This window comes from Mesorhizobium sp. M0571 (assembly GCF_040320985.1).
Taxonomy (GTDB): Bacteria; Pseudomonadota; Alphaproteobacteria; order Rhizobiales; family Rhizobiaceae; genus Mesorhizobium.
In genome coordinates, this window is the sequence record NZ_JAMYQT010000090.1 from 1 (window position 1) to 11,207 (window position 11,207).

Annotated in this window: 12 protein-coding genes; 7 read left to right on the plus strand and 5 right to left on the minus strand. The window is 62.2% G+C overall.

The window, feature by feature from the left end:
• A partial coding sequence (locus NKI85_RS36275) for a GNAT family N-acetyltransferase (RefSeq protein ID WP_352780623.1) occupies positions 1-337 on the minus strand: 337 nt, incomplete at its 3' end.
• A gap of 161 nt (positions 338-498) precedes the next feature.
• Positions 499-981, minus strand: coding sequence for a MarR family winged helix-turn-helix transcriptional regulator (locus tag NKI85_RS36280; RefSeq protein ID WP_352531796.1), 483 nt, complete (start codon positions 979-981; stop codon positions 499-501).
• A gap of 107 nt (positions 982-1,088) precedes the next feature.
• Here NKI85_RS36280 and NKI85_RS36285 point away from each other — a divergent pair, with 107 nt between their 5' ends.
• A complete protein-coding gene (locus NKI85_RS36285; RefSeq protein ID WP_352531794.1) occupies positions 1,089-1,493 on the plus strand; it encodes a VOC family protein in 405 nt (134 codons plus the stop codon).
• Positions 1,494-1,780: 287 nt separating this feature from the next.
• On the opposite strand, the gene NKI85_RS36290 is transcribed toward NKI85_RS36285, so the two are convergent.
• Positions 1,781-2,677, minus strand: a complete 897-nt coding sequence (locus NKI85_RS36290; protein WP_352780625.1) for an NAD-dependent epimerase/dehydratase family protein — start codon at positions 2,675-2,677, stop codon at positions 1,781-1,783.
• A 145-nt stretch (positions 2,678-2,822) separates the two neighbouring features.
• On the opposite strand from NKI85_RS36290, the gene NKI85_RS36295 reads away from it, so the two are divergent.
• Positions 2,823-3,761, plus strand: a complete 939-nt coding sequence (locus NKI85_RS36295; protein ID WP_352780627.1) for an NAD(P)-dependent oxidoreductase — start codon at positions 2,823-2,825, stop codon at positions 3,759-3,761.
• 652 nt (positions 3,762-4,413) lie between these two features.
• Here NKI85_RS36295 and NKI85_RS36300 read toward each other — a convergent pair.
• Both NKI85_RS36300 and NKI85_RS36305 read right to left on the minus strand, forming a co-directional pair.
• On the minus strand, positions 4,414-5,193 hold the full coding sequence (locus NKI85_RS36300; RefSeq protein WP_352531788.1) for a FadR/GntR family transcriptional regulator: 780 nt from the start codon (positions 5,191-5,193) through the stop codon (positions 4,414-4,416).
• Between the two features lie 228 nt (positions 5,194-5,421).
• Complete coding sequence (locus NKI85_RS36305) at positions 5,422-6,411, minus strand: sugar-binding protein (RefSeq protein ID WP_023721257.1); 990 nt, start codon at positions 6,409-6,411, stop codon at positions 5,422-5,424.
• 427 nt (positions 6,412-6,838) lie between these two features.
• Between NKI85_RS36305 and NKI85_RS36310 the strand changes: the two genes are divergently transcribed.
• From NKI85_RS36310 to NKI85_RS36330, 5 genes are all read left to right on the plus strand, one after another.
• Positions 6,839-7,579 carry an ATP-binding cassette domain-containing protein gene (locus NKI85_RS36310; RefSeq protein ID WP_473501743.1) on the plus strand — a complete coding sequence of 247 codons (741 nt, stop codon included), beginning with the start codon at positions 6,839-6,841 and terminating at the stop codon, positions 7,577-7,579.
• 34 nt (positions 7,580-7,613) lie between these two features.
• Complete coding sequence (locus NKI85_RS36315; protein ID WP_352532591.1) at positions 7,614-8,612, plus strand: ABC transporter permease; 999 nt, start codon at positions 7,614-7,616, stop codon at positions 8,610-8,612.
• 275 nt (positions 8,613-8,887) lie between these two features.
• Positions 8,888-9,715 carry an AraC family transcriptional regulator gene (locus NKI85_RS36320; RefSeq protein ID WP_352532589.1) on the plus strand — a complete coding sequence of 276 codons (828 nt, stop codon included), beginning with the start codon at positions 8,888-8,890 and terminating at the stop codon, positions 9,713-9,715.
• A gap of 121 nt (positions 9,716-9,836) precedes the next feature.
• Entirely contained in the window at positions 9,837-10,280 is a 444-nt protein-coding gene (locus NKI85_RS36325) for an SRPBCC family protein (protein ID WP_352532587.1), read from the plus strand.
• A gap of 31 nt (positions 10,281-10,311) precedes the next feature.
• Positions 10,312-11,106 carry an FAD binding domain-containing protein gene (locus NKI85_RS36330; protein ID WP_352532585.1) on the plus strand — a complete coding sequence of 265 codons (795 nt, stop codon included), beginning with the start codon at positions 10,312-10,314 and terminating at the stop codon, positions 11,104-11,106.
• Positions 11,107-11,207 lie beyond the last annotated feature (101 nt).

Genomic DNA, 11,207 nt, shown 5'->3' on the forward strand with positions numbered 1-11,207 from the left:
GGATTAGGCGCCCCACGCCTCGGCGGATGAAGCTGGGATGCGTATACATGGCGCGCACGCGCGCAGCGTCTTTCGTCGGGTCAAGCAGCGCTGCATCGCGCCCAGGAGAACGGTCGCCGCCGTAGAGGGTTGCGCGCCGACTCCATCCGCCGCAACCGGCCAGGACGCCATTCTGCTCCGCAATGAAATATGTTCCGTCATCAACGAGTTGCGTATCGAGCCCCATGATTGCTCGGCTCGAAGCGATCTGCTCCTCTGTGAGGAACGGCTTCTGAAGCTCGCCGATGGCTGCATTCATCAGTAAGACCAGCGCCGGCATATCGGCATGTGACGCCAACCGATGGTCCAGGCTGATCCTCGGCATTCTTCAGCAGGTCCAGTGCAAACCGCTTTCAAGTTAGCACAAGATCATCACGATGATGGGAAAAAAGCTAAGGCATGGCCGCTGTCGAAGCTTGCCCTTCGCCGCCGCCTGATGCCCAGTTATGAGTCCCGATCCTAGAGGCCGGTGAGCAATTTCTTAAGTAGAGCGTTAAGAGTTTCCTGCTCCGCCGGCGTCAGCACGGAGATTAATTGCTCTTCTAGCGCCACCATTGGACCGATCAAATCGTCTATCGCGCGCTTGCCGCCAGTCGTTAGCGCAATTTGCTTGCCGCGCCGGTCGTTGGGATCGGGGCGTCGTTCAATCAGCCCAGCGCGCTCGAGCCGGTCCAGGCGGCTCGTCATGCCGCCCGAGGAGATCATTGCCGATTCGTAGAGCTGAGTAGGTGAAAGCATATGGGGTTCACCGGCGCGCCTGAGCGGCGTGAGCACATCAAACTCACCTACATTCAGGCCTACTTCTTTGAGCAACGGGTTCATGTGATCGCGGATAACCCGCGCGGCGGCATCAAGCAGACGACCTACCGTTTCAACAGGTAGCAACGGAAGATCGGGGCGCTCGCGGGCCCATTCCTTAGCTGCGGCCTCGGCGCGATCCATGGCAAATATTCCCTCGGCAAATGTATCTTGCAATCAAGATACATTGCATCTACTAACATTGTAGTAAGACAATAGCGCAGCGCGTAGCCCTGGAGAAGGAGAAATCGATGCCCAAAATGATTTTCGTGAACCTGCCTGTCCGTGACCTATCGGCGTCGACGGCGTTCTACGTGGCGCTAGGCGGCACTGTGAACCCGCAGTTTTCGGGCGAGAAATCCACCTCGCTCATGTTCTCGGACACGATCGGGGTGATGCTGCTGACCCATGACCACTACCGCGAATTCACTACTCGCCCAATCGGCGACGCACGGCGCGACAGCCAGGCAATGATCGTCCTCACTGTCGATAACCGCGACGCCGTCGATTCAACACTGACCAGCGCGGTTGTGGCGGGCGGTCGCGCCGATCCCAACCCAGCACAGGATCTTGGCTTCATGTATAACCGCCACATTGAAGACCCAGATGGCTACGTTTGGGAAATCGTATGGATGAACCCGACGGCGAACGCCTGAACCTAATGCATGTCGCGCAAAAGTGTGCAGCGGTTTTGCGATAACGACATGCATCAAAACAAGAACCTAAAGCGCGTCGCATGAAGCCGGTCGAACGCGACGCGCTTTAGAAGGCCACGCAATGAGCGCGACTAGGCTCTCGTTGATCAGAGCCAGAAGATGGCGGTTGCGGCAATGCAGATGGCGGACATGAAGGTGTCGGCGCATCGGTCCTAGCGGGTGTGAGCCTCGAGTCATGACCAGCAATTCGGGCATGGCCCAGCGCCGTTTCGCGTCAGCTGCGCCCGTCAGGTCGTCTTGACATATTTCCGCCAGCTGTGTTCCGGCCGGAAGCCGAGCACGTCCCGCGCCTTGCGGTTGGAGAGCAGCGTCTCGTATTCGCCGAGTTCGCTCTTGACCGGCACATCGGGATAAAACCGCCTCAGGAGTTCGGCTGTCGGCAGATCGGACGAGGTGTCGTCATTGGCGGCATTGAACACTTGGTAGCCGAGCCCGTCCTTCTCGATGGCGCGCAGCGTGATCTGGCCGAGGTCGCGCGCATCGATATAGCTCCAGGCGATCCGCTTGCGGAAACCCGCATCGGCGAACCATTTCGGAAACAACGAATATTCATGCGGCTCGATGACGTTGCCGATGCGCAAGGCATAGATGTCGAAGCCGCTGCGCAGCGCAAAGGCGCGCGCCGTCTTCTCGTTGACCACCTTGGATAGCGCGTAGCTGTCCATCGGATCGACGTCGTACGCCTCATCGAGCGGGAAATGCGTCGGATCGCGCGGTTCGTTGGCGAAGACCAGCCCGTAGGTCGTTTCGCTGGAGGCGATCACCACCTTGCGGATGCCGAGCTTCACCGCGGCCTCGATGACGTTGTAGGTGCCGAGCGCGTTGATGCGGAACACCTCATTGTCGGGCGTGATCATGATGCGCGGGATCGCCGCGAAATGCACAACGGCATCGATCGGTTGCGAACGCAGCGACGGGTCGAATTCGTGCAGGCCGATATAGCTCGACAGCGCATTGAACACCTGCCCGCTGTCGGTGATGTCGGTGATCAGCGTGCGCACCTTGGGATTGTCGAGCGGCTTGGTGTCGATGTTGAGCACCTGGCAGCCCTGCTCGACCAGATACTGCACGACATGGCGCCCAGCCTTGCCGCTGCCGCCGGTGAACATGATCCGCTTCGTCATTTTGCTCTCCCTGGAATTCATGTGTATTGTCAGACAATATCGAACTCTGCAATTGCCTGCCATGGCATGCGGCAAAAACCCGCTTCAACAATTCGCCGGCAATGTGCAGCGCCGTCATCCATCACTGCAAATAGGACGAAACGACATGAACACGACCGCCGCGAGTGAAAAGATCGGCTTCATCGGGCTTGGCCTGATGGGGCACGGGATAGCGAAGAACATCGTCGACAAGGGCTACCCGCTGACGTTTCTCGGCCGCAAGAACTGCACGCCGGCGGAAGACCTGCTCGGCCGCGGCGCCAAGGAAGCGGCGACCTCGCGCGACGTCGCGGCGGCATCGACGGTTGTCTTCATTTGCGTCACCGGTTCGCGCGAGGTCGAAGCCATCATCCGCGGCCCAGGCGGCATCAAGGAAGGCCTGAAGCCGGGATCGGTTGTCGTCGACTGCTCGACCTCGGATCCTGTCTCGACGGTGGCGCTGGCCGCCGAACTCAAGGCGCTCGGCGTCGACTATGTCGATGCCCCGCTCAGCCGCACGCCGAAGGAGGCCTGGGAAGGCACGCTGGACGCCATGGTCGGTGCCCCCGAGGCAGTCTTTGCCCGCCTGAAGCCGGTGCTCGAAACCTGGGCCGGACGCATCGTCCATATCGGCGACACCGGCGACGGCCACCGCATGAAGCTGCTCAACAACTTCATTTCGCTCGGCTACGCCGCGATCTATTCTGAAGCGCTGGCGCTGGCGCAGAAGGTCGGCATCTCGCCGCCGCGCTTCGACAGCGTCATCCGCAACGGCCGCATGGACTGCGGCTTCTACCAGACCTTCATGCGCTGGACGCTGGAAGGCGACCGCGACGCGCACAAATTCACCATCGCCAACGCCCTCAAGGACCTCACCTATCTCGAATCGATGGCGGGTGCTGCCGGCATCGCCAACCCGCTTGGCAACGCCGCCAAGAACTCCTTCGCAGGCGCCTTCGCGGTCGGCCCCGCCGATCAGTACGTGCCGATGCTGGCCACGCATATCGGCAAGGTCAACGGTGTCGACCTGATGCCCACCAAGGATGGCAAAAAGCAGACGATCTGAGGCGGCCGATCAGCTCTCTGCCGCTCACCTCATTCCGAGGCGTAAGCGCCACTGGCGAAGCTGCCGACCTCCCCTGAGGCAGTGCAATCGCATCTAGGCAAGAGCCCCTCACCCGGATTGCCAACCGAATTGCGAAGGGCAATTCGGGGCAATCCGACCTCTCCCCGAGGGGAGAGGAGGTCGCCAGCATTGATTCCCAGGCTCTTCTCCCCAACGGGGAGAAGGTGGCCGCGAAGCGGCCGGATGAGCGGGACCCCTATGCGATTGCCCTGCCTTGTTGGGGGGATGTCCGGCAGGGCAGAAGGGGCGCTGTCCCTCCGACGTTGGGATCGGCAGCAGGCGCAACGCCAAAACCAAAAAACCCGCCTCGGTGGGCGGGTCGTCGGCGCCAATCAGCACCATACCGAAGTTAGTAGCATAGCTGCCGGCACAAAGCAAGAACAAAATATGCTGCGGCGGTAGAAAATCCGAATTCCTGCCTCACCCGAGCTCGTTGCTCAGAACGATTGCAAAACTCGCATTCCTTCGCGCCCCTCTCTGTCCTGCCGGACATCTCCCCCACGAGCGGGGAGATCGGATGCCACTTCGGCTTTCGCTAATCACCAACGTTAGGGCCATGGCAATGAGGGGCGGCGCCGCCCTGGTGCATAAATCACCGCCGCGACCGGCCGATAACGTCGTCGGTATTGGCGAGAAGTCTGTGCACCGCAGCGCGGGCTGCAGCCGGCCGCTGCAGGCGGATGTTCTTCTCGATCGCCTCGTGCAGTGCCTGCGCCCGCCGCTGATCGCTGGTCTCGCGGGTGACGAACTGGAACAGATGGTCGAGCGCCGATTCGATCAGCACGCCGAGCGGCACCAGCAGATCGTTGCCCGATGCCCGCAGGATGGCGAGGTGAAACCGCGTGTCGGCGCGCGTGCGCTCCTGCAGATTGGTTGCCTCGCCCATCTCGCGGCAGGCCTGGCTGATCTCGGCCATCTGCTCGTCGGTGCGTCGCATCGCGGCAAAGGCGCTGGCCTCCGGCTCGATGATGTGGCGGAATTCCTGCACGGTCCTCAGGAACACCTCGCGGTCCGGCGAGGTCGCATACCAGGCCAGCACGTCGCGATCGAGCAGGTTCCAGCGTTCCTTCGGCTCGACCCAGCTGCCGATCTTCGGGCGTGACGCCAAAAGGCTCTTGGCCATCAGCATCTTGATCGCCTCGCGCACCGCCGAGCGGCTGACGTCGAAAGTCTCGGACCATTTGGCTTCGTTGGGCAGGATGGTTCCCGGCGGATAGTCGCCGCGCACGATCCTCAGCCCGATCTCGTTGGCGAGCGACGCATGCACGCTCGAGCCGGGAAAGTGTGCGGCGTCGGCACGCCGAACGCCGGCCGGCCGCTCAGCCTCTGCCTTCAACTTGGCGGGTCGCTTTTTTGATGTCGCGTCCGGCATTCGTATTCCCCGGCAGCTGCTATTCACCTTTGCCGAAAGACCTTAACTCAGGGCATGGCAAAGCAGCGGCCTACGCTCCAAAGCAGCGTCGCCTCGTGCGTTTTGTATGGACAGTGCGAACGGGGGGCCCCCCGCGCCGGGGGCCCCCCACCACCCCCACACAATCTGCTGGAGGGGGGGACCGGGGTGGGGGGGGGCCGGCCGCGCGGCCCCCCCGAAACTGCGAACCTACTTCTGGATGCAGGTGTCGACGGTGTCCTTGGTGCATTCGTCGAGGCCGGTGAACACCGGATCGGCGACTGGCTTGCCTTCGACCAGGTCGATCATCACCGAGGGCGCCTTGTAGCCCATCTCGAACGGCCGCTGGCCAACCAGCGCGGTCACCAGCCCGTCACGAGCAATCGCCACCTCGTCGCCGATCGTGTCGGCGGCGCCGATGACGAAGGCGTTGCTGGCGATCTTGTCGGCCATCGGCTTGAACAGGTCGCGGTAGGGCTGCGGAGCACCGAACAGCGGCCATCCGCCCATGATGCCGAAGGCATCGAGATCGGGATTGGCAGCGAGGATGTCGGTCATCGCCTGCACGCCCTTGGCGCCGTCGTCATTGGTGAACACCGGGCAGCCGGCAACTTCGGTCCAGCCGCCTTCGCCTGCCAGCGCCGCGAGGCCGTCCTTGCCCGAAAGCGCGTCACGCATGCCCTGCGCGCGGCGCAGGATGTTGTCGGCCGCCGGATTGCCTTCGATGGTGCAGATCTTGCCGCCATTCGGCTTGGCCTTCTTGATGTATTCGCCGATCTTGTGACCCATCAGGTAATTGTCGGTGCCGAGATAGGTCTTGCGCAGCGCCGCATCTTCTTTGCTGAGGTCGGCGTCGAGGGTCATGATCGGGATCGACGGATTGGCGCTTTTGATCGTCTGCGCGATCAACGGCGCGTTTGACGGCGAAATCGCCATCGCCACCGTATCGGGCTTGCTCAGCATGTCCTGGACGATCTGGGCTTCACCGGCCTCATCCGAGGTCGATGCCGGTCCGGTGTAGAAGCACTCATATTCCGAGCTGGCGTTTTCCTTGTTCCATTTCTCGCAACCCTGGTGGATGGCCTCGAAGAATGGATTGTCGAGACCCTTCACGACGATGACGAGCTGTTTCTTGGCCATAGCCGGCCCGGCACCCAACGCCATGACGGCGGCGGCAGCGAGCAATAATGATTTCCTCATGTCAGTCCTCCCTTTGAAACAAACGGACACGGCGTGCCCGCCACACACAGACCGACCCGGAGCAAGATGACAGAGGACGTCGCGCTCGTGTCGCCAAGCCAGGTCGATAAGCATTTTCATATTCAGTCTCAGACCGGCACCGACAGATACTGCTGGTTACCAAATCCCGGACCGACAAACCTTCACCGATTCCTTCCGGCAACCCCGGGGGCTCGGCGCAAGCTCCTCCGACACTTAGCTAATATCGCCTTGTCACCGACGTCAATGCTATTTGTCCTACAAAACTGATTTTTCGAAAGAGGCCGTGGTTGACGCCAAGGAGGCTTATGCGTAAATGGGCAAAATCGCTGCTTCCGGGAGGAACTGGGGAGAGCGAATGGCCGCGGCAGAACCGCAGGCCGCAAAGCACGGGGAGGCAAGAAGGCTGGTGGCGGTTCTCGAACTCACCAACATCTCGAAGCATTTTGGCGCCATCCAGGCGGTCAACGACGTTTCGTTGTCGATCGAGGCCGGACAGGTTGTCGGCCTGATGGGCGACAACGGCGCCGGCAAGTCGACGCTGGTCAAGATGATCGCCGGCAATTTCCCACCGAGCCATGGCACGATGCAGATGGACGGCAAGGAGCTGATCCTGCACAAGCCGGTGGAGGCGCGCCAGCACGGCATCGAAATCGTCCATCAGGATCTGGCGCTCTGCAACAATCTGACGGCCGCCGCCAACGTCTATCTCGGCCGCGAATTGCGCCGCGGCGTCGGGCCGCTTCGTATCCTCGACTATGCCGCGATGTACAAACGTGCCGGCCAGATCTTCGCCGAGCTGAAATCCGAAACGCGCCCGCGCGACCTGGTCAAACAAATGTCGGGCGGCCAGCGGCAAGCGGTGGCGATCGCCCGTACCATGCTTTCGCAGGCCAAGATCGTGCTGATGGACGAGCCGACGGCGGCGATCTCGGTCCGCCAGGTCGCCGAGGTGCTGAACCTGATCCGCCATTTGCGCGACCAGGGCATCGCCGTCGTGCTGATCAGCCACCGCATGCCCGACGTCTTTGACGTTGCCGACCGCGTTATCGTCATGCGGCGCGGCCGCAAGGTCGCCGACAAGACGATCGCCTCGAGTTCGCCAGAAGAAGTCACCGGGCTCATTACCGGCGCCATCGAACAGGTATGATTGGCGCCTCAACCATGAGTAAAAAAGGTCGATAATGGCAGTCACCCTTGATCAGACGATCGCGCAGAAACAGCACACTCTGCTGACCAGGGTGTTTGCCAGCCAGACTTTCTGGGTGGTGATCGCGGTCATCCTTGCCTGCCTGTTCCTGTCCGTGGCCACGGATTCCTTCGCCACGACCAAGAACCTCTACAACATCACCCGCAACATCACCTTCGTCGCCATCGTGGCGCTCGGCATGACCTTCGTCATCATCACCGGCGGTATCGACCTGTCGGTCGGCTCGGTGCTTTGCCTGTGTTCGATGGTGCTGGCGGTCACCATGCATGCCGGCTACGGCATCGAGATCGGCATTGCCGCTGCGATCGCGACAGCGCTGATCATCGGCGCCTTCAACGGCATCTTGATCGCCTATCTCGGGTTTCCGCCATTCGTCGTGACGCTCGGCATGCTGTCGATCGCACGCAGTCTTGCCATGGTCGCTTCCAACAACACCGTCGTCTTCCAGTTCGGGCCGGACCATGACAAGCTGCTGGCGCTTGGCGGCGGCGCGTGGGTGTTCGGCATCGCCAATCCGGTGCTCTACATGATCGTGCTGGCTATGATCACCGGCTTCGTGCTGCGCTGGACGAAATTCGGCCGGCACATCTTCGCCATCGGCGGCAACGAGCATGCGGCGACGCTGACCGGCGTTCCGGTGCGCCAGATCAAGGTTGTCGTCTACATGATCTCGGCACTGGCGGCGGGCCTTGCCGGCATCATCCAGACCGGCTGGCTGGGCGCGGTCACAACAAATCTCGGCAACGGCATGGAGCTTCAGGTGATCGCCGCCACCGTCATCGGTGGCGCCAACCTGGCCGGCGGCATGGGCACAGCCTTCGGCGCGGTCGTTGGCGCAGCGCTGATCGAGGTGATCCGCAACAGCCTCGGGCTGCTCGGCATCAATGCCTTCTGGCAAGGCGTGTTCATCGGCGGCGCCATCCTGCTCGCCGTGCTGTTCGACCGCATCCGCAATTTCAGGCGTAACGACTGAACTTTTCCGCCGGCGGGGCAAAGTTGCTTCGCTGGCAAAATCCTTGCTCAGCCTCGAAGGGGGTGCTGGTCGTCGGTTGCCGTCGACCGCATCGGTCTTGCCATACCGGCCTGGAAACGCTGACCTTCTTCCTATCGCCGAGTCTGAAAATCCGCCGGTGCGGCGCATGGCCGGCGCCCGGACGTGCACATGCGTCTTGACGCAAGCCCAAACTGAGCCGCACAATCGCTCGCAGCAGGCGAAGGGAGGCCAGTCGCCTGCGGGAGGATATACCCATGACGGAAGCGATCAGGCTCTACTGGGGCCGGTTCGGACATGTTTCTGTCCTGAACGTCGCCAGCGACTTCGTCACCCATGCCCATGTCGAGGCGCATATCATCATCTGGCTGGAAGGCACGGCCGGCGAGATGACCATCGGCCGCGAGACGGTGCGGCTTGGACCGGGCATCGCCGCCGGCATCAATTCATTCCAGCCGCACAGCCACGCTCTGTCCCGCGACGGCACGCCCGGCCTGTTTCTGGCCTTTTACATAGACCCGGACTGGGCACGAAGGCGCCGCGAGCTGCCTTCTTCCGCTCCACTGTTCTCAGCCCCGGCGATCACGCTCGAACCTTGGCTGCACAAGGCAGCGGCTAACCTTCTCGACCATCTTAGCGACAATGAGAGTATCGACGACATCGCCAATTACGAGATCGAGCGCTTCATCGACAGCATGCTCGACGCGGCCGACGCGGCCGCACCGCAGACGGTGCGCGCCCGCATCAACACCATGCAGGACTTCCGCGTCCGCAAGGCGATCCAGCTGATGAAAGCCAATGTCTGCGAGCGCATCTGCTTCGACGACGTGGCGCGCAGCGTCGGCCTGTCGCGGCCGCATTTCTTCGCGCTGTTCAAGGAACAGACCAATCTGACGCCCAACGTCTATTGGAACACGCTGCGCATGGAGGAAGCGGTGCGGCAGTTGCAGTGGTCGCAGGAGCCGCTGATCTCGGTCGCCTGCAATCTCGGCTTCACCACGCAAGGCAATTTCTCGCGCTTCTTCCGCGACCATGTCGGCGTCCCGCCGACGCTTTACCGCGAGGCGGCCCGGGCGATCAGCTGAGCCATTTTTAGACTGCCCGTTTTTTTCAGACTGGTTGATCGGTGTTCAAGACGCATTGATAAGCGCCGCCGAGTCCGCCGCCCTACCCTCCCAAGCAGCTAATTTGCAAGGGAACGATCATATGGCGAAAGTCACCATCTCCAGCGTCATCGACGCGCCTGTGGAAAAGGTCTGGGCGCGCATACGCGACTTCAACGGCCTGCCAAGTTGGCACCCGCGCATGGTCGAAAGCCATATCGAGGACGGCAAGGACGCCGGCGCGATCGGCTGCGTGCGCAATTTCCAGCTCGCCAGCGGCGCCCGCCTCCGCGAAAAGCTGCTCGATTTCTCCGACGAGAACTTCCTCGTCAGCTACGCCATCCTGGAGACGCCGCAGCCGCTGACCAACCACAAGTCGACGCTGCAGCTGCGGCGGGTGACCGATGGCGACCGCACCTATGCCGAATGGACCGCCAGCTTCGACGCCGCTCCCGAGGAAGCCGACAAGCTGGCCGAAGGCATGGGCGCAAACGTCTTCCAAGGCGGCTTCAACGCCCTGAAGAACCATTTCGCCGGCCAAGGTTGAACTGAATTGGGCTGACAAACAGGAGCGTTCCATGGCGCTTGCACTGCAGACTTTCCCGACGGTGAAGGACGCCGGCGCGGCGCTGAAAGCCGCCGGCACCCGTTATCTCGGCGGCGGCACGCTGGTCGTGCGCGCCGCCAATGAAGGCGATGTTTCGGTCTCCAGCCTTATCAGGTCGAGCGAACCGTCGCTGTCGGCCATCACCGTTTCCGATGGGCAAGTGCGCATCGGCGCTTCGGCAACCATGGCAGCGATCGCCCGTCACCCGGATCTCGCCACTCTTGCCGACGCCGCGCGCGCCGTTGGCGGCCCGGCGATCCGCAATATGGCGACCGTCGGCGGCAATCTTTTCGCGCCGACCCCCTATGGCGATTTCACCGTCGCGTTGCTGGCACTGGACGCGATGGTCACCACGGATGATGGCGAGCTGCCGATAGAAACCTTTCTGGCAAAGCGCGAGAGCAACCACGCCATCGTCACCTCGGTCGGCTTCACGCTTCCAAAGGAAGGCAGGTTTCGCTTCCTGAAAGTGTCGAGGGTCAAGCCGAAGGGCATCTCGGTGCTGAGTATCGCCACCGTGCTCGAGCAAACGCCGGACGGCACTGTGTCGTCAGCTCGGATCGCGCTCGGCTGCATGGCCGACAGGCCGATGCGCGCCAAGGCGGCGGAGACGGCCCTGCTCGGCCGGAAACTCACCACCGACGGCATTGCGCCGGCATTGGCTGCTGCCAATGACGGCACCTCGCCGTCCACCGATCCGATCGCCAGTGCCTGGTATCGCAACGAAGTCCTGCCGGTCCATCTCGGCCGGTTGCTGCTGGCCTGAAATTACCCGTTGGGGGGCGCGGGGGGGGGGGGCGGGGAGCCGGCCGCGCCCAGCAGGCCCCACTAGCCACACGACAGCGAGCGCGACAAAAAAGAAAAAAC